The sequence below is a fragment of the Azospirillum humicireducens genome, from assembly GCF_001639105.2.
Classification (GTDB): Bacteria; Pseudomonadota; Alphaproteobacteria; order Azospirillales; family Azospirillaceae; genus Azospirillum; species Azospirillum humicireducens.
In genome coordinates, this window is the sequence record NZ_CP015285.1 from 1,593,668 (window position 1) to 1,611,884 (window position 18,217).

Annotated in this window: 16 protein-coding genes; 10 read left to right on the plus strand and 6 right to left on the minus strand. The window is 67.8% G+C overall.

Features of this window, described 5'->3' with window-relative positions; translation table 11 throughout:
- Positions 1–6 precede the first annotated feature (6 nt).
- The 5 genes from tmk to A6A40_RS07325 are packed head-to-tail and all read left to right on the plus strand — an operon-like array spanning position 7 to position 5,041.
- Positions 7–675, plus strand: a complete 669-nt coding sequence (tmk, locus tag A6A40_RS07305) for a dTMP kinase (RefSeq protein WP_063636168.1) — start codon at positions 7–9, stop codon at positions 673–675.
- Positions 672–1,820 carry a DNA polymerase III subunit delta' gene (locus A6A40_RS07310; protein ID WP_063634818.1) on the plus strand — a complete coding sequence of 383 codons (1,149 nt, stop codon included), beginning with the start codon at positions 672–674 and terminating at the stop codon, positions 1,818–1,820. Before tmk ends, A6A40_RS07310 begins: the two co-directional genes overlap by 4 nt.
- A gap of 48 nt (positions 1,821–1,868) precedes the next feature.
- Positions 1,869–3,419 carry a methionine--tRNA ligase gene (gene metG, locus A6A40_RS07315; protein ID WP_063634820.1) on the plus strand — a complete coding sequence of 517 codons (1,551 nt, stop codon included), beginning with the start codon at positions 1,869–1,871 and terminating at the stop codon, positions 3,417–3,419.
- Positions 3,420–3,428: 9 nt separating this feature from the next.
- Positions 3,429–4,223: a TatD family hydrolase gene (locus A6A40_RS07320; RefSeq protein WP_063634822.1), complete on the plus strand. Its 795-nt coding sequence runs from the start codon at positions 3,429–3,431 to the stop codon at positions 4,221–4,223.
- A complete protein-coding gene (locus tag A6A40_RS07325; protein ID WP_108546639.1) occupies positions 4,220–5,041 on the plus strand; it encodes an MBL fold metallo-hydrolase in 822 nt (273 codons plus the stop codon). The genes A6A40_RS07320 and A6A40_RS07325 overlap by 4 nt, the downstream gene beginning before the upstream one ends.
- Positions 5,042–5,211: 170 nt before the next feature.
- Here the strand turns inward: A6A40_RS07325 and A6A40_RS07330 are convergent, their stop codons facing one another.
- A complete protein-coding gene (locus A6A40_RS07330) occupies positions 5,212–6,309 on the minus strand; it encodes a TRAP transporter substrate-binding protein (protein WP_063634825.1) in 1,098 nt (365 codons plus the stop codon).
- Positions 6,310–6,968: 659 nt separating this feature from the next.
- Between A6A40_RS07330 and A6A40_RS07335 the strand changes: the two genes are divergently transcribed.
- Genes A6A40_RS07335 through A6A40_RS07345 form a run of 3 tightly spaced genes read left to right on the plus strand, consistent with a single transcriptional unit; the run spans position 6,969 to position 9,714 of the window.
- Entirely contained in the window at positions 6,969–8,147 is a 1,179-nt protein-coding gene (locus A6A40_RS07335; protein ID WP_063634826.1) for an OpgC family protein, read from the plus strand.
- Complete coding sequence (locus tag A6A40_RS07340) at positions 8,144–8,935, plus strand: SGNH/GDSL hydrolase family protein (RefSeq protein WP_063634827.1); 792 nt, start codon at positions 8,144–8,146, stop codon at positions 8,933–8,935. The genes A6A40_RS07335 and A6A40_RS07340 overlap by 4 nt, the downstream gene beginning before the upstream one ends.
- On the plus strand, positions 8,932–9,714 hold the full coding sequence (locus tag A6A40_RS07345; protein WP_236783601.1) for an SGNH/GDSL hydrolase family protein: 783 nt from the start codon (positions 8,932–8,934) through the stop codon (positions 9,712–9,714). Before A6A40_RS07340 ends, A6A40_RS07345 begins: the two co-directional genes overlap by 4 nt.
- Positions 9,715–9,736: 22 nt before the next feature.
- Here A6A40_RS07345 and A6A40_RS07350 read toward each other — a convergent pair whose 3' ends face one another.
- Positions 9,737–10,120, minus strand: coding sequence for a hypothetical protein (locus A6A40_RS07350; protein WP_014248010.1), 384 nt, complete (start codon positions 10,118–10,120; stop codon positions 9,737–9,739).
- Between the two features lie 34 nt (positions 10,121–10,154).
- Positions 10,155–12,293: a sensor domain-containing protein gene (locus A6A40_RS07355; RefSeq protein WP_063634828.1), complete on the minus strand. Its 2,139-nt coding sequence runs from the start codon at positions 12,291–12,293 to the stop codon at positions 10,155–10,157.
- 195 nt (positions 12,294–12,488) lie between these two features.
- Here A6A40_RS07355 and recO point away from each other — a divergent pair, with 195 nt between their 5' ends.
- Together recO and parC are read left to right on the plus strand one after the other, a co-directional pair.
- The gene (recO, locus tag A6A40_RS07360; protein ID WP_063634829.1) at positions 12,489–13,211 is read left to right on the plus strand and encodes a DNA repair protein RecO; all 723 of its coding nucleotides are present in this window, start codon (positions 12,489–12,491) and stop codon (positions 13,209–13,211) included.
- Between the two features lie 20 nt (positions 13,212–13,231).
- Entirely contained in the window at positions 13,232–15,457 is a 2,226-nt protein-coding gene (gene parC, locus A6A40_RS07365; protein ID WP_063634830.1) for a DNA topoisomerase IV subunit A, read from the plus strand.
- Positions 15,458–15,502: 45 nt separating this feature from the next.
- On the opposite strand, the gene A6A40_RS07370 is transcribed toward parC, so the two are convergent.
- Genes A6A40_RS07370 through fliM form a run of 3 tightly spaced genes read right to left on the minus strand, consistent with a single transcriptional unit; the run spans position 15,503 to position 18,215 of the window.
- Positions 15,503–16,507, minus strand: coding sequence for a MotE family protein (locus tag A6A40_RS07370; RefSeq protein ID WP_082860750.1), 1,005 nt, complete (start codon positions 16,505–16,507; stop codon positions 15,503–15,505).
- Positions 16,504–17,145, minus strand: a complete 642-nt coding sequence (locus tag A6A40_RS07375) for a DUF6468 domain-containing protein (RefSeq protein WP_063634831.1) — start codon at positions 17,143–17,145, stop codon at positions 16,504–16,506. Before A6A40_RS07375 ends, A6A40_RS07370 begins: the two co-directional genes overlap by 4 nt.
- Entirely contained in the window at positions 17,142–18,215 is a 1,074-nt protein-coding gene (fliM, locus tag A6A40_RS07380; RefSeq protein WP_063634832.1) for a flagellar motor switch protein FliM, read from the minus strand. Before fliM ends, A6A40_RS07375 begins: the two co-directional genes overlap by 4 nt.
- Positions 18,216–18,217: the final 2 nt, after the last annotated feature.

The window sequence follows — 18,217 nt, forward strand, 5'->3', positions numbered from 1 at the left end:
ACCACCATGCCGACCGCCTCAGTTCCCGGCAATCGCGGGCGCTTCATCACGCTGGAAGGCGGCGAAGGGGCCGGCAAGTCGACGCAGCTGCGCCGGCTGGCCGAGACCCTGCGCGAGGCCCTGCGCGCCCGCGGCGTTGAGTTGGTGACGACGCGCGAGCCGGGCGGGTCGCCGGGAGCCGAGGAGATCCGCGGCCTGCTGGTGACCGGCGAGACCGGGCGCTGGAGTCCGACCACCGAGGCGCTGCTGCACACCGCCGCCCGCCGCGACCATCTGGAACGCACCGTTTGGCCGGCGCTGGAGGCCGGGACCTGGGTGCTGTGCGACCGCTTCTTCGACAGCACCATGGCCTATCAGGGCTATGGGCTGGGGCTGGGGCGCGGGCTGGTGGAGACCCTGCAGACGGCGGCGCTGGGCGGCTTCCGCCCCGACCTGACCCTGATCCTCGACATCGACGTGGAGACGGGCCTGCGCCGGGCGGTGGCACGCCATGGCGGCGAGGACCGCTATGAGCGGATGGACATCGGCTTTCACCAGCGGCTGCGCGACGGCTTCCTCGACATCGCCCGGCGGGAACCGGAGCGCTGCGCCGTGGTCGATGCCGACGCCGACCTCGACACCGTGCAGGCCCGCATCCGGGACGCGGTGACAAGCCGGCTGGGGCTGGTGTCGTGAGCAAGGCGCGCCCCCCTGCCCCGGCGGCACCCGCCGCCGAAGAGGCGCTCGCCCCCCGGCGCAACCCGGACCTCGTCGGGCATGAGGAGGCGGAACGGCTGCTGCTGGAGGCGTGGAATTCCGGCCGGCTGCCGCATGCCTGGCTGATCGGCGGCACGCCGGGGATCGGCAAGGCGACGCTGGCCTTCCGCTTCGCCCGCTTCGTCCTGGCGCAGGAGCAGCCGGGCGACAGCCTGTTCGGCAACAGTCTCTTGGGCGGTGCCGCGCCGGTCACGTCCCTGCACATCGGGCCGGACCATCCGGTGTTCCGGCGGGTGGCGTCGGGCGGACATGCCGACATGCTGACCATCGAGCGCCAGCGCGACGAGAAGAAGGGCCGGCTGAAGCGCGACATCGCGGTGGACGACGTGCGCAAGATCGGTCCCTTCCTGCGCCGCACCTCGGCGGAAGGCGGCTGGCGCGTCGCGGTGATCGACGGCGCCGACCGCATGAACCTGAGCGGCCTGAACGCCATCCTGAAGATCCTGGAGGAACCGCCGCCCGGCGCCCTGCTGCTGCTGGTCAGCGACAATCCCGGCGGCATGCTGCCGACCATCCGCTCGCGCTGCCGCAAGCTGACGCTGAAGCCGCTGGCCGAAGAGACGGTGATCGACCTGCTGGGACAGCACCGGCCCGACATCGCCGCAGCCGACCGCCCGGCATTGGCCCGGCTGTCGGAGGGCAGCGTCGGCCGCGCCATCGACCTTGCCGATGCCGGCGGACTGGCGCTGTACCGCGAGATGATCGGGCTGCTGTCCGACCTGCCGCGCATCGACATCGTCGCGGCCCACGCCTTCGGCGACAAGCTGACCCGCAAACAGGATGACGGGATGTTCGAGACGGCGACCGAACTGCTGGTCTGGTGGCTGGCCCGCTTCGCCCGCTCGCTCGCCCGCGGGTCCTGGCCGGCGGAGGTGGTGCCGGGAGAGACCGCCCTGATGGCGCGGCTGGCGAATGCCCCCAACCCCAATGTTCGTGGTCTTGAACGTTGGGTGGAGGTGTGGGAAAAGGTTCAGCGTCTTTTCGCGCGCGCGGAATCCGCAAACCTGGACCGCAAGCAGGTGGTCCTGAACGCCCTGTCGGCGCTGGAAACGGCCGCCGCCTAGCGTTTTTCGAGACGAGCCGACAAACCTTTTTGGAAGAAAGTGCCGCAAATGGCCGGGCCGAAGACCTTCTACCTGACGACGCCGATCTATTACGTGAACGACGTGCCGCACATCGGCCACGCCTACACGACGCTTGCCTGCGACGTCCTCGCCCGGTTCATGCGCCTCGACGGCTATGACGTGAAGTTCCTGACCGGCACCGACGAGCATGGCCAGAAGGTGGAGAAGTCGGCGGAGAAGGCCGGCATCGCGCCGCAGGACTTCACCGACCGGGTGTCGCAGAACTTCCGCGATCTCGTGTCGCTGATGAACTATTCCAACGACGACTTCATCCGCACCACCGAGCCGCGCCACGTCAAGTCGGTTCAGGCGCTGTGGACGGTGCTGAAGGAGAAGGGCGAGATTTACCTCGGTTCCTACGCCGGCTGGTATTCGGTCCGCGACGAGGCCTTCTATGGCGAGGACGAGCTGACCACCAGCCCGACCGGCAAGAAGATCGCCCCGACCGGCGCCGAATGCGAGTGGGTGGAGGAGCCGTCCTACTTCTTCAAGCTCTCGGCCTGGCAGGACCGGCTGATCGAGTTCTATGAACAGAACCCGGATTTCATCGCGCCGGCCGGCAAGCGCAACGAGGTGATGTCCTTCGTCAAGTCGGGACTGAAGGACCTGTCGGTCAGCCGCACCACCTTCAAGTGGGGCATCCCGGTGCCGGGCGACGACGCCCACATCATGTATGTCTGGCTCGACGCGCTGGCAAACTACATCACCGCCGTCGGCTATCCCGACACCACGGGCGACTATGCCAAATACTGGCCGGCCGACCTGCACATGGTCGGCAAGGACATCCTGCGCTTCCATGCCGTCTATTGGCCGGCCTTCCTGATGGCCGCCGGCCTGCAGCCGCCCCGCCGTGTCTTCGCCCACGGCTGGTGGACCATCGAAGGCCAGAAGATGTCCAAGTCGCTGGGCAACGTGATCGCGCCGGACACGCTGGTCAACACCTACGGCCTCGACCAGACCCGCTATTTCCTGCTGCGCGAAGTGCCGTTCGGCAATGACGGCGACTTCTCGCACAAGCAGATGGTGAACCGGATCAACGGCAACCTCGCCAACGATTACGGCAATCTGGTGCAGCGCGTCCTGTCGATGATCGGCAAGAACTGCGGCGCCGCCGTGCCGACGCCGGGCGCCTTCACCGAAGCCGACAACACGCTCCTTGGCTCGGCCTACGGCATGCTCGACATCGTCCGGGCGGAGATCAGGGCGCAGGCCTTCCACAAGGCGCTGGACGCCATCTGGGCCGTGGTCGGCGACGCCAACCGCTATGTCGACGAACAGGCCCCCTGGGCGCTGAAGAAGACCGATCCGGCGCGGATGGCGACCGTGCTCTATGTGCTGGCCGAGACGATCCGCCATCTCGCCATCCTGACCCAGCCGGTGATGCCGGACAGCTCCGCCAAGATCCTCGACCTGTTGGCTCTGGGTCCGGACGCGCGCGGTTTCGGCACGCTGGGTCCGGCGGGGGCGCTGGTGGCCGGCACCCCGCTGCCGACGCCGCAGGGCGTCTTCCCGCGTTACGTCGAAGAACCGAAGGCCTGAGTTCCGCTGATGCTCGTCGACAGCCATTGCCATCTCGACTTCCCCGATTTCGCCGAGGAGCTGGACGCGGTCGTCGACCGCGCCCGGCAGGCCGGCATCGGGCGGATGGTCACGATCTGCACCTACATCAGCCGCTTCGACCGCATCCTGGCGGTGGCCGAACGCTATGACGACATCCTCTGCACAGTGGGGGTCCATCCCCATCAGGCGGCGGAGGAGTTCGCCATCACCACCGTCGACAAGCTGGTGGAGCTGTCGCGCCATCCCAAGGTGATCGGGCTGGGCGAGACCGGACTGGACTACTTCTACGACAAGAGCCCGCGCGACCAGCAGCAGGAGTGTTTCCGCCGGCACATCCGCGCCAGCCTGGAGACCGGCCTGCCGCTGATCATCCACACCCGCGACGCCGACGACGACACCATGCGCATCGTCAAGGAGGAAGCCGCCGGGCAACCGGTGAAGGGGCTGCTGCATTGCTTCAGCTCCGGCCGGGCGCTGGCGGAAGAGGCGGTGGAGTACGGCTTCACCCTGTCGCTGTCGGGGATCGTCACCTTCAAGAAGTCGGAAGACCTGCGCGCCATCGTCAAGGACGTGCCGCTCGACCGCATCCTGGTGGAGACCGACGCGCCTTATCTGGCGCCGATCCCCTTCCGCGGAAAGCGCAACGAGCCGGCCTATGTCGCCCACACCGCGGCTTGCGTGGCGGAGGTGAAGGGCGTGTCGGCCGAGGAGCTTGCGCGCGTCACCACCGACAACTTCTTCCGCCTGTTCGCTAAGGCCGCCCAAGACAAGGCGGTTGCATGAGTGTGGACGGCGCATCAGCCGGCGCTTCACCGGGCGCGATGCGCGTGACCGTGCTGGGCTGCGGCGGGTCGCGCGGCGTTCCGGTGATCGCCGGCGTGCCGGGCGGGCAGTGGGGGCGCTGCGATCCCGCCAACCCCAAGAACCGCCGCATGCGCCCGTCGGTGCTGGTGGAGCATGGCGGCGTGTCGGTTCTGGTCGACACCTCGCCCGACCTGCGGCAGCAGTTCCTCGACAGCGGCTGTTCGCGGCTGGATGCCGTGTTGTGGACGCACCAGCATGCCGACCATTGCCACGGCATCGACGAGCTGCGCGAGATCTGCCGGCAGATGCATGCGCCGATCGACGCCTATGGCTGGGACGAGCATCTGCGCGATATCGAAATCCGCTTCCCCTACTGCTTCGCTCCGTTGCCAGAGGGCTATCCCTTCTACCGCCCGGTGCTGAGGTCGCACCGCATCGACGGTCCGTTCAGCGTGAAGGGCCTGGAGGTGACGCCGTTCGAGCAGGACCACGGCTATATGCGGACGGTGGGCTACCGCTTCGGGCGCTTCGCCTATTCGACCGATGTGGTGCGGCTGGACGAGCGGGCCTTCGCGGCGCTGGCGGGGATCGACACCTGGATGGTCGATTGCGGCCGGATCGAACCGCCGCATCCGGTGCACGCGCATCTGGCGCTGACGCTGGAATGGATCGAGCGGGTGCAGCCTCGGCGGGCCTTTCTCACCCACATGGACAACACGATGGATTACGACAGCCTGCGGCGGATCCTGCCGGAGGGGGTCGAACCGGCGTATGACGGGATGGTGATCGAGGTTTGAGGGTGGCTAGGGGGTGCCCCCTCCCCATCCCTCCCCCGCTTCGCGGGAGAGGGGGTAGAATGCTTGTCGGCGTGACTTAACTGCCGAAGTGGCGGCAGTCCCCTCTCCCTCGAAGAGGGGGAGGGTTAGGGAGGGGGCAATAGCCTGAACCTCCCCACCCAAACTTCCCCTTACTTCTTCTTCTCAAGCGGCGGGGCCGCGTAGACGAAGCGGTCGAAGCTGTATTCGGCGACGCGGAACCACAGATACTCTTCCTCGCGGAACTTCTTCCACGCCTCATAGATCTTGCGGAACTTCTCGTTCTTCGCGGCCTCTTCCTCGTACACCTCGATGGCGGCCTGATAGCAGGCCTGCATCACCTCGTTGGGGAAGGGGCGCAGCTGGGTGCCGGCGGCGACCAGACGCTTCAGCGCGGTCATGTTCTGGACGTCGTACTTGCCCAGCATGTCCAGCGTCGCGTCGGCGCAGGCCGCCTGCAGCGCCGCCTTGTAGGCCGGCGGCAGCGAGTCGAACTTCTCCTTGCCGAACAGCATGGAGACCTGCGGGCCGCCTTCCCACCAGCCGGGATAGTAGTAGTATTTGGCGACCTTGTTGAAGCCGAGCTTCTCGTCGTCGTAGGGGCCGACGAACTCGGCGCCGTCGATGGTTCCCTTCTCCAGCGCCGGATAGATGTCGCCGCCGCCGATCTGCTGCGGAACGACGCCCAGACGGGCCATGATGGTGCCGGCATAGCCGCCGATGCGGAACTTCAGGCCCTTCAGGTCTTCGACCGTCTTGATTTCCTTGCGGAACCAGCCGCCCATCTGGGTGCCGGTGTTGCCGGCGCCGATGGCGACGAGGTTATGGCCGGCGAAGAACTCCGCCATCAGCTCCTTGCCGCCGCCATGGCTCATCCAGGCGTTCTGCTGGCGCGCGTTCAGGCCGAACGGCATCGCCGCGTCGAAGGCGAAGGTCGGATCCTTGCCGACGTAGTAATAGGAGACGGTGTGGCCGCACTCGATGGTGTTGTCCTTGACCGCATCCAGAACCTGCAGCGCCGGAACGATCTCGCCGGCTGCGAAGACACGGATCTGGAACTTGCCGTCGGTCAGCTCGGCCACGCGCTTGGACACGAACTCCGCACCACCGTAGATGGTGTCGAGGCTCTTCGGGAAGCTGGAGGCGCACCGCCACTTGATCTCGGGCGAGGACTGGGCGATGGCGGGGGCGGCAAGCGTGCTGGCGGCGACGCCCACACCGGCCGAGGTCAGAAATGCACGACGTTTCATCCAGAAGCTCCCTTTGTCCGTTCTCTGTTATGCGTTGTTTTATGTGCTCTTGTGGCCGGACCGGGGTCAGCCGGCCTGCAACCGAAGCTGCCGGCCCCTTGACGGGACCGAAGGCCACCGGCTGAGCGGGAAAAGTGGGAGTGGTTGGGATTCACGACCGGCCGGCCCGGTATGGCCGGGACGGGGCGCCATGAGGTTGGGCGTCACGGAACGGACCGTCACGGAACCGGATGCGCCAGCGCGTGGGCAGCCGACCGATCCCGCGGAGCACCGCCATGTCCCTTGCGCGTCCTCCCATCCATCCGGGTTTGCCGCCGGCCTTTCAGCCGGTCCGTCCCAGCTTTCTTTCGCTGACCGGATTATGCAGGAAGCAAATGGTCGGGATCAAGCGCGAAGCGGAATTGACGACCGTATTTCAGAGGTTTAACGGTGCGGCGGGAAGCCGCGGGTCCCCTTCAACCCACCCGGCCGCAAGCCCGCCGGATGGCGTCGGACCAAGGTCCGGCGACATCGCGTCTCGAAACCGCCGCTGCCGTCCCCATCTGTTGCAGGCAGGGCCGGCACCTGTACGAGAGGTCCCTGGATATGCCGGGCGGCGGAGCTTTTGACTGCGCAGGAGTGTTGATGGGGGAGATCGGGAATTTGCGGGTGCAGTGGCCATGAAGGACGTGACTGTGACGGAACGCGGGGCGGAGGCTGCCGCGGCGCGTGACCTGCGGCTGGATTTCTTCCGCGGGCTGGCCCTGTGGTTCATCTTCGTGAACCACATCCCGGCCAACCAGATCTCCTGGCTGACGCCGCGCAACTTCGGGCTCAGCGACGCCACGGAAATCTTCGTCTTCATCTCCGGCTACACCGCGGCGCTGGTCTATGGCCGGACGCTGGACCGTCAGGGCTTGCCGATGACGGCGGCGCAGGTTCTGCACCGCTGCTGGACGCTCTATGCCACCTACATCATCCTGTTCTTCGCCTTCACCGCGCAGATCGCCTACACCGCCCGCGCCTTCGACAGTCCGCTGTTCGCGGAAGAGATGGGCATCGCCAGCTATTTCCAGGATCCCGTCACCGCCCTGACCCAGGCCCTTCTGCTGAAGTTCCGCCCGGCCAACCTGGACGTGCTGCCGCTCTACATCGTGCTTCTGCTGGCCTTTCCCCTGCTGCTGCCGGTGCTGCGCCGCCGGCCCCTGGCGGTCCTGGCCGGTTCGGCCATGGTCTATCTCGCGGCACGCCACTGGGGCTGGAACCTGCCAACCCATCCCGACGGCGGCGTCTGGTACTTCAACCCCTTCACCTGGCAGGTCCTGTTCGTGGCCGGCGCGTCGCTCCAGTTCAGGCCGGAGCTGCGCGCGTCCCTGACCCGTTTCCGCCTGCCGGTGATGGCCGCTGCGGTCGCCATCCTGCTGGCCAGCCTGTTCCTGACCCTGTCCTGGAAATTCCCCCCGCTGCACACGGCAATCCCGGAAGGGGTGGCGGAAATCCTCTACCCGATCAGCAAGACCGATCTCGATCCGCTGCGGCTGCTGCATTTCTTCGCGCTGACCTATCTGGTCCTGTGGCTGGTTCCGCCCGGCGCATCCTGGCTGCGCGGACCGCTGGCCGCCCCGGTGCTCGACTGCGGACGGCAGTCGCTGCAGGTGTTCTGCCTGGGGGTGCTGCTGTCCTTCGCCGGACAGACCGTGCTGGTCCATGTCAGCGGCTCGCTTTCCGCACAGTTCCTCGTCACCGTGCTCGGCATCGCCACGATGGTGCTGCTGGCCCGCTTCCGGATATGGTATCAGTCGGCAGAACGGGCGCGCCGCCACGGCAGGATCGCGGCCAGCAGGAATGTGGGTGCATGAAGGGACCGGGGGTCAAACGGTTGCTGGCAGCCGCCGCCATCGTGCTGGCGGCATCCACCCTCTCGGGTCCGGGCCGCGCCTCTTCGGTGGCGGTGGACCCGGCCTGCGCCGTTCCGGACTCGCTGCTCGCATCCGCCGAGCCGCTGCCGCGGGCCGCAGCGACGCTCGCCGCCGGCCGTGCGCTGTCGGTCCTGATCGTGCATTCCGGCAAGCAGGCGTCCAAGCTCGGCGTCGTCGGCTATCCCGCCCGTCTGGAGCAGGAGCTCAAGCGCCGCCTGCCCGGCCGCACCGTGCGGACCGCCGTGCTGAGCCTGCCCGGCGAGGCCGCCCCCGCCATGGTGGCGCCGCTGGCCCAGGCGGTCGAGAACCAGCGTCCGGCGCTGGTGGTCTGGCAGACCGGCACCGTCGACGCCATGCGCAACCTCGATCCCGAAAGTTTCGGCACGGCGCTTCAGGCCGGCATCGCCGAGGTTCAGAGCCGCGGCGCCGACATCGTCATCATGGACATGCAGTACAGCATGCACACGGCGCAGCTGATCGACTTCGCCCCCTACCTGTCGTACATCGCGTGGCTGGCCCAGGGCTCCGACGTCTTCCATTTCCCGCGCTACGACATCATGCGGCACTGGGTGGAGGAGGAACGGGTCGATTTCGCCGACGAGCGGGACGAGGCGAAGCGGCGTTCTTACGATTTCGTTCACCAATGCATCGGACAATTGCTGGCGGAAAGCATCGCCACGATGATCGCCCCGTCGGCGGTCGCCCGAAGCAACGGAACGAGTCCTTGAGCAGCATCCTGCGTCACGCCGTCCGCGCCCTGACACTGATCGCCACCCTGACCCTTTCCCTTCCGGCATCGGCCGCCGATCCGGCAAGCCCGGCGCAGTGCCAATTGCCGCGCGGCGAGGCGGCGCTTTCGGCGCCCCTGCCCCATCTGTCGCAGCGCATCGCCACCGGGGCCCCGATCCGCATCGTCGCCATCGGCTCCTCCTCCACCGCCGGGGCGGGGGCGAGCGCCCCCGACAAAACCTATCCGGCACGCCTGTCGCATTATCTGGCCGAGCGGTTCCGCAATGCGGACATCGCCGTGCTGAACCGCGGCATCAATGGCGAGACCGACGACCAGACCGAAAAGCGGATCGACGCCGACGCCCTGGGCGCCGAGCCCGATCTGGTGATCTGGCAGGTCGGCGCCAACACGGTGCTGCGCGACGGCGACCAGCGCCTGAGCGAGCGGTCCGTGCGCCGGGGGGTGGAACGGCTGCGCGCCGCCGGGGTGGACGTGGTGCTAATGGACCTGCAATATGCGCCGAAGATGCTGGACAAGAGCGGGGTCGCCCCGATGCTGGCCCGCATCGCCGGGATCGCCGCCGACCAGCGCGTCGGCCTGTTCCACCGCTTCGAGGTGATGCGGTCGCTGGTGGAAAAGCGCGGAATGGCCGTCACCGACCTGATCGGCCCGGACGGCATCCACCAGAACGACGGCGGTTATGATTGCGTCGCGCGGATGCTGGCGATGGGGATCGAGGACGCGGTGCGCGTCCATGAGAGCGGGGTGAAGCGGTAGGGGCGCCTCGGAAGGAGCCCCCTCACCGCTGCATCATCGCGCTTTCCTTGCCGCACAGGAAGAACACCTTCGAATAGACCTTCAGCAGCGCGTCGGTCAGCGCCTGGACCTCGGGGCTGCCCATCGCGCGCGGCTTGGCCGGGTCGACATGCAGAACGCAGCTGTCCTTCACGTCGTTGAAGGCGGCCAGCGCGTGGATGCGGTCGGGGCGGAATTCGTCGGGGAAATTCTCGTCCATCAGCCAGAAGCACTGGAAGTTCCGGCAGGATTGCGGCCGCTCCTCGTAGATCGAGCAGCCCTTGCCCTGGTCGCAGGACGCGCACCATTTGGCCGACGGCTTCTTCAATTCCGGCACCCCCATCAGCTTGCAGCAGAGGGTGCATTCACCGCAATTGCGGTCCGACATCACGCAAACTCCAAATCAGCGGCTCGCAGCGGCGTCAAGCCGATGCTGGCAGGGCGATGTGCTCGTCTTCGGCGGCCAGCAGCCGCTCCACCGCATCCGGCGGGGCCGGGCGGGCGAAGTGATAGCCTTGGGCGTACTTGCACAGACCGCGCAGATACACCGCTTCGTCCGACGTTTCCACCCCTTCCGCCACGGCGTCGAGCCGCAAAATGGTGGCAAGGCCGGCGATGACCTGGACGATGGCGGCGTTGCCCTCCCCCGTCGAGACCGCGCGGACGAAGCTGCGGTCGATCTTCAGCACATCCACCGGCAGCTTGTGCAGATAGGCCAGCGAGGAATAGCCGGTGCCGAAATCGTCGATGGACAGCCGCACATCCATGTCGCGGATGCTCTGCATCAGCATCCGGCATTCGTCCGGATCCTGCATCAGCAGGCTTTCGGTCAGCTCCAGCTTCAGGCTCGACGGCGGAATCGGCACGGCGTCCAGCAGGTCGCGCACCGCCCCGACAAGATCGTCGTCGCGGAACTGGCGGGTGGAGACGTTGACGCTCATGAACAGCGGCACCGGCCGCGGGAAACGCGCCTGCCAGAGCGCCAGTTGCCGCACCGCCTCGTCCAAGGCCCAGCGGCCCATCGGCGCGATCAGGCCGGTCTCCTCGGCCAGCGGGATGAACTCCGCCGGGGGAACCAGGCCGCGGTCGGGGTGGTTCCAGCGCATCAACGCCTCGAAGCCGGCGATGGCCCCGGTCTCCAGCAGGACGATGGGCTGGTAGTGCAGGCAGAGCTGGCCCTCTTCCAGCGCGGCGCGGAGGTCGGCCTCCATCCGCATGGCGGCCATCGCCTGCCGGCGGAGATTGGCGTCGAACACGTCGATGCGCGCCCGACCGCCGCTCTTGGCGCGGTACATGGACAGGCTGGCGTCGCGCAGCATGTCCTCCGCCCGGTCGTAGCCGGTCTGGCTCAGCGCCACGCCGATGGAGGCAGTCAGCACGAGATCGCGGCCCTCCTCCAACGTGATCGGGCGGGAGATGGCGCGGGCCATCCGCTCCGCCGCCTCCAGCGCGGCGCCGGCGTCGTCCAGCTCGTCCACCAGCACGGCGAACTCGTCGGCGGACAGGCGGGCCAGCGTGTCGCCGACGCGGCGGCTGGCGTCGAGGCGCGTGGCGACGATGCGCAGCACGCGGTCGCCGGCGCTGGTGCCCAGCGCGTCGTTGATCGCCTTGAAGCGGTCCAGGTCGATGATGATCGCGGCGAAGGGCCGGGCGCCGGCCCGGCGGTTGCGGTCCAGCGCCTGCCCGATGCGGTCGAGCAGAAGGGTGCGGTTGGGCAGCCCGGTCATGGCGTCGTGGACGGCGTCGAACAGGATCTGCTGCTCGGCCTTCTTGCGCGCGGTGATGTCGGTCATCGAGCCGGCCATGCGGACGGCATAGCCCTTCTCGTTCCGCACCGCCAGCCCGCGCACCAGCATCCACAACTGCCCACCCGCCCTGTCGCAGATGCGGAACTCGTGCTGGAGGTGCGGGCGCTCGCCGGTCAGGTGCAGGTTGATGGCGGTGCGCAGCCCGTCCAGATCGCCGGGCAGGACATGCCGGAACCACTCGTCGAGGGTTCCGCCGATCTCGGCATCCTCATAGCCGAGCATCGCCTTCCAGCGCGGCGAGTAATAGATCTCGCCGCTGTCGATGTGCCAGTCCCACAGCCCGTCCGCCGCCCCGGCGGCGGCAAGCGCATAGCGCTCCTCGCTCTGGCGCAGGCGCTGCTCGGCGAGCTTGCGGTCGGTGATGTCGGCGACGGAGCCGACCAGCCGGATCGGAAACCCCATTTCGTCCATCACCGCCATGCCGCGGCAGACCAGCCAGCGCCAGTGCGGTTTGTCGGTCGAATCGACGGCTGGATCGGCACGGCGGACGCGGTGCTCGATCTGGAAGGGGACGGACAGCCCGACCATCTGCGCTTCGAACGAGGCGTGCAGCCAATCGACGTCTTCGGGATGGACCAGCGACAGCCAGTCGGCTGGCCGGTTGGTCTCGCGGCCGGGATCACCCAGGGGCAGACCGAGAAAATCCTTGAAGCGGGGGGAAAGGTACAGCGTGTCGCTGCGCAGGTCCCAGTCCCAGACGCCTTCGGAGCCGGCCTTTTCAGCCAGCAGATATCGGTCGATGTTGGTGTTCAAGACCCCTCGTCGGACCCCTTGGCGGCCAGCGATTGGTGGGGCCCCCCACCGTTGAGTGCCAGATTGTAGGGGGGGTCTGGTGAAGAATTTGTGAATGCACTCAATACGGGCGGGCCCGTCCGTCGTGAACGGTTCCCTTGGGGAGATTTTTTCCTATATTAGGATAGCCCGCCACCTCATCCGAGACCGGCACCGATGGATTGGTCCGACCAGGGAATCGTTCTGTCCACCCGCCCGCAGGGTGAAGGGTCCGCCGTCGCGACCCTGCTGACGCGCGACCATGGCCGCCATGCCGGGATGGTGATGGGCGGCCGGTCGGCGCGGCAGCGCGGCACGCTGGAACCGGGGACGCTGGTCCACGCCCGGTGGCGCGGCCGGCTGCCGGAGCATCTCGGCCATTTCACGCTGGAGCCGGTGAAGGGCTATGCCGCCAATTTCTTCGACGACGCCCATGCGCTGGCCGCCCTGATCAGCGCCTGCGCGCTGGTGGAGGCCGCCCTGCCGGAACGGGAGACCCACCCTGCCCTGTTCGACGGGCTTCTCGCCCTGTTCGACCTGCTGGACAGCCCGGCCTGGGCGGAAAGCTATGTGCGGTGGGAGGTCGGGCTGCTGGCCGAGCTTGGATTCGGCCTCGACCTCGACCGCTGCGCGGTGTCGGGGGCCAACGACTATCTCGCCTATGTCAGCCCGCGCACCGGCCGCGCGGTGACCGCGTCGGTGGGAGAGCCCTATCGCGACCGGTTGCTTCCCCTGCCCGATTTCCTGGCCGGACGCGGCGGCGGCGGGCATGCCGCCGTGTCCGATGGGCTCAGGCTGACCGCGCATTTCCTGGAACGCCATGTGTTGAACGGGCCGCTGCCGCCCGCGCGCGAACGGCTGAGAGAACGTTACGCGAACGCGGTAGCGCGCTCCGCCTGAAACTGCTAGACCGCATCATCATGAAGCCGCAAAACCCCGCCTCAGAAATTCTGGAGAAGCCGCTGGCCGACGCGCTCGGCGAGCGGTATCTCAGCTATGCGCTGTCCACCATCATGTCCCGCTCGCTGCCCGACGTGCGAGACGGGCTGAAGCCGGTGCACCGACGCCTGCTGTTCGCCATGAGCCAGCTCCGGCTGGAACCGACGACGCCGCCCAAGAAGTCGGCGCGCGTCGTCGGCGACGTGATCGGCAAATTCCACCCGCACGGCGACAGCTCGGTCTATGACGCGCTGGTGCGGCTGGCGCAGGATTTCTCCGTCCGCTATCCGCTGGTCGACGGCCAGGGCAATTTCGGCAACATCGACGGCGATAACGCCGCGGCGATGCGCTACACCGAAGCCCGCCTGACCGAGGTCGCCAAGGCCCTGCTGGAAGGCATCGACGAGGACGCCGTCGATTTCCGCCCGACCTATGACGGCGACGGCGACGAGCCGGCTGTCCTGCCCTCCAACTTCCCGAACCTGCTGGCCAACGGGTCGAGCGGCATCGCGGTGGGCATGGCGACCAACATCCCGCCGCACAATGTCGGCGAGATCTGCGACGCGCTGCGCCACCTGATCAAGCACCGCGACGCCCCGATCGAGACGCTGGTCGGCTTCATGCCCGGCCCCGATTTCCCCACCGGCGGTGTGCTGGTCGAGTCGCGGGAGAATGTGATCGAGGCCTACCGCACCGGCCGCGGCGCCTTCCGCCTGCGCGCCCGCTGGGAGGTGGAGAAGCTCGCCCAGGGCACCTGGCAGATCGTCGTCACCGAGGTCCCCTATCAGGTGCAGAAGGCCCGGCTGGTCGAGAAGATCGCCGAGCTGCTGCTGGCCAAGAAGCTGATCCTGCTGGACGATGTCCGCGACGAATCGGCGGAGGACGTCCGCCTCGTCCTGGTGCCCAAGAGCCGGAACGTGGATCCCGAGGTGCTGATGGCCTCGCTGTTCCAGGCCACCGACCTGGAGATCCGCTTCTCGCTGAACATGAACGTGCTGGGCGCCGACCATGTGCCGCGGGTGATGAACCTGCGCGAGGTTCTGCAGGCCTTCCTCGACCACCGGCACGAGGTGCTGGTCCGCCGGTCCAATCACCGGCTGAAGCAGATCGACCACCGGCTGGAGGTTCTCGGCGGCTATCTCGCCGCCTACCTGAACCTGGACGAGGTCATCCGCATCATCCGCGAGGAGGACGAGCCGAAGCAGGAACTGATCCGCGCCTTCACCCTGACCGACGTGCAGGCCGACGCCATCCTCAACATGCGGCTGCGCAATTTGCGCAAGCTGGAGGAGATGGAGATCCGGCGCGAGCACGACACGCTGACCACCGAGAAGAACGGCCTGCTGGAGCTGCTGGGCGACGAGACCCTGCGCTGGAAGCGGATCGCCGAAGGCGTCGCCGAGATCAAGAAGAAGTTCGGCGGCGGCGCGCTCGGCAAGCGGCGGACCGACGTGGCCGATGCACCGGCGGTGATCGAGGTGCCGCTGGACGCGCTGGTGGAACGCGAGCCGGTGACCGTCATCTGCTCCGCCAAGGGCTGGATCCGCACGGTGCGCGGCCATCTGACCGACGCGGAAGCGGAGGATGTGAAGTACAAGGACGGCGACGCCCGCGGCTTCGTCGAGCGCTGCGAGACGACCGACAAGCTGCTGGTCTTCGCCAGCAACGGCAAGTTCTTCACCATCGGCGTCGACAAGCTGCCACGCGGCCGCGGCTTCGGCGAGCCGGTGCGGCTGATGATCGACCTCGGCAACGATGTCGACATCGTCGACCTGTTCCGCCACCAAGCGGGCCGCACTCTGCTGGTGGTGTCGGAGGACGGCCGCGGCTTCCGTGTCGAGGAGGCGGAGGTGCTGGCCCAGACCCGCGCCGGCCGCCAAGTGCTGAACCTGGAGGACGGCAAGTCGGCCCGCATCTGCCATCCGGTGAGCGGCGACACCCTCGCCATCATCGGCAACAACCGCAAGATGCTGGTCTTCCCGTTGGAGCAGGTGCCGGTGATGACCCGCGGCAAGGGCGTCCAGCTTCAGAAATACAAGGACGCCAGCGTCGCCGACGTGAAGACCTTCACGCTGGCCGAAGGGCTGAGCTGGAGGAACGGCGAGCGGAACTTCACCGTCACCGACCTGACCGGCTGGATGGGCGACCGCGCCGGCCAGGGCAAGATGCCGCCGAACGGCTTCCCGAAGAACAACCGGTTCCTGTGAGGTGAGGTGGGGTGCTCACGGGTGCCCCACCAAGTAAAATCGTCCCTACTTCGGCGCCGTGATCGTCGCCGACAGCGGCACGCGGCGTTCGACCAGGGCCGAGGTGACCTCCTTGGCCTTCACCGGGTCCATCGCGGCCAGGATCGGCGCGGTCTTCTGTTCCTTCATCTTCTGGATGACGCCCAGCAGAACTGGCATGTCGAGCTCCTCGAAGATGCGGGCCGCTTCCTTCGGCTTCATCGTCTCGTAGATCTTCACCAGGCTTTCCAGCTGGGCCGACTGCTTCTCGTCGCCCTGGGACATCAGCTTCTGGATGTCGGCCTTGGTCTTCTCCATCTCCGCGACCTTCTGGTCGATCCGCTTCTCGGCGGCGGCCAGCAGGGCCTCGCGCTGTTCCATCTCCTTGGTGCGGCGCTCGATCTCGGCGCGGCGGTCGGCGAAATGCTGAAGCAGTTCCTGGTTGTTGATCGGGCCGAGCGGAGCCGGCGGCGCATTGGCCGCCGGCGCATTCGCCGTGCCGCTCGACCCGCCCGGAGCCGGAGGAGCCTCCTTGCCGGGCTGGCCGGCGGTCGGCTTGGTGGTGGCGGCCGGAGGCTGGCCCGGCGGCAGCTGGGCGGGCGGCGTCGCCGGAGTGGAGCTTTGCGGCCCCTGGGCGAGGCTGACCGGGAAGTCCGGCAGACGGGCGTCATGGGTGGCGAGGCGCCACAGGTCGCCGACCCGGACCCCCAGCATCATCACCGCGACGAAGATGGTCAGCGGCAGCAGGCGGAACCGGAAGCCGCGCAATCGCGCCCGAAGCCGCTCGGTCAGCGGCACGCGCGGCGTCGCCGGCTTGCGCGCCTTGCCCTTGGCATTGCCCTTCTTCGCCGGCCCCTTGCCCGCGGCGGGACGCACGGCCGGCAATTGCGCCTGCTGGGTCTGTTGGGTCTGCTGAGCCGCCAGGGTGGCGGAGGTGCGGACGCCGGTCGGCGCGGAACCGGCCGGGCGGATCACGACCTTGGGTTCGCCACCCGCCGCGGCGGGCTTGCCGTCACTGGTGCGCATGGTCATCCAAGCCCCTTACCGGCATTCTCGATCGCCTGCAGAAGTTCGCGTTCGGCCCTGGACAGGCTCTCGCCGTCCCTGGTGATTGGGTCCCGGACGCTGGGATCGCGCGGTTCGGGTTCGGCGCGCGCGGCGGCGCGGCGCGGCGGCGCGTCCAGCCGGGCCGGCGGCGGGGCATGGCCGTCATGGTCGTGGTCGTCCTCGACCGGCAGGCTGCGCAGGGCCGGGCGCGGGGCAACCAGCGGCGCCTTGGCAGGGATGCGCGAGGCCAGCGCAGGGGCCACGGCATTGGAGCGCCCGCCATCGCGCCGGCTGCCGCCGTCACGCTCGCCGACGCCGCCCAGGCGGTTGGCCAGCGCGTCGGCCGCCTCGATCATGAATTCCAGCTCGTCGCGCAGGGTCTGCGCCTTGTTCACCGTGCGCTGAAGATCCTCGCCGGTGTCGCTGGCCGCCTTCTTCAGCGTGCGCACGCCGGTCTCCGCCCGCGCCATCGCGTCGTTCAGGCCCTGGATCAGTTCGGCCATCTCGCCGCGGCTCTCGCGCAGGGCGATGATCTGCCGGTTCAGGATGATCGCATAGGCGATGGTCGCGGCCAGCAGGCCGACCATCACGACATCGATGATGATGGAGACCAGCGGACTCATAGCCTCATGACCTCCTGCTTGGGCAGTTCCTTTTCCAGGCGGACCGCGATGTGCCCGCCCTTGCGCCCCATCCGCCCCTGGAACATCGACACGTCGCCGCAGCGCAGCTCGATGGCGCCGTCGGGGGTGGCGTTCAGCAGGATGCGGGTGCCGACGCGCCAGTTCAGCACGTCGTGCAGGGTCATCGTCACCTCGTCCAGCACGGCGGAGAGGTCGACGTCCGTCACCATCAGTTCGGAGGCCAGGTGGGTTTCCCAGATCGAGTCACGGCCGAACTTCTCGCCCATGAACATCTGGAGCAGCAACTCACGCACCGGCTCCAGCGTCGCGTAGGGGATCATCAGCTCCAGCCGGCCGCCGCGATCCTCCATGTCGATGCGCAGCTTGACCAGAACCGCCGCATTCGCGGGACGCGCGATGGTGGCAAAGCGCGGGTTGGTCTCCAGCCGGTCGAAACGGAAGGTGACGGGCGACAGCGGATCGAAGGCGGCGGACAGGTCGGACAGCACCACATGGACCATGCGTTCCACGAGGTTGCGTTCGATGGTGGTGTAGGGACGGCCTTCGATGCGCATCGCCGCCGTGCCGCGCCGGCCGCCCAGCAGCACGTCGACGATGGAATAGATCAGCGCGGAATCGACGACCATCAGGCCGTAATTGTCCCACTCCTCCGCCTTGAAGACCGACAGCATGGCCGGCAGCGGGATGGAGTTCAGGTAATCGCCGAAACGCACCGAGGAAATCTGGTCGAGGCTGACCTCGACGTTGTCGGAGGTGAAGTTGCGCAAGCTGGTGGACATCATGCGGACGAGGCGGTCGAAGACCACCTCCAGCATCGGCAGGCGTTCGTAGTTGACCAGCGCCGAGTTGACCAGCGCCATGATGCCGGAGTTGTCGCCGTCGCCGGCGCCGCCCTGGTCGAAGCCCAACAGGCTGTCGATCTCGTCCTGGTTCAGGACGCGGGTCGACCCGCCGCCGCCCACATCGCCGACATCGCCGCTGTCCTCGGCCAACGCCGCCCATTCCGCGGCAAGCCGTTCCTCTTCGCTCAGTTCACCGGTGTCGCTCATCG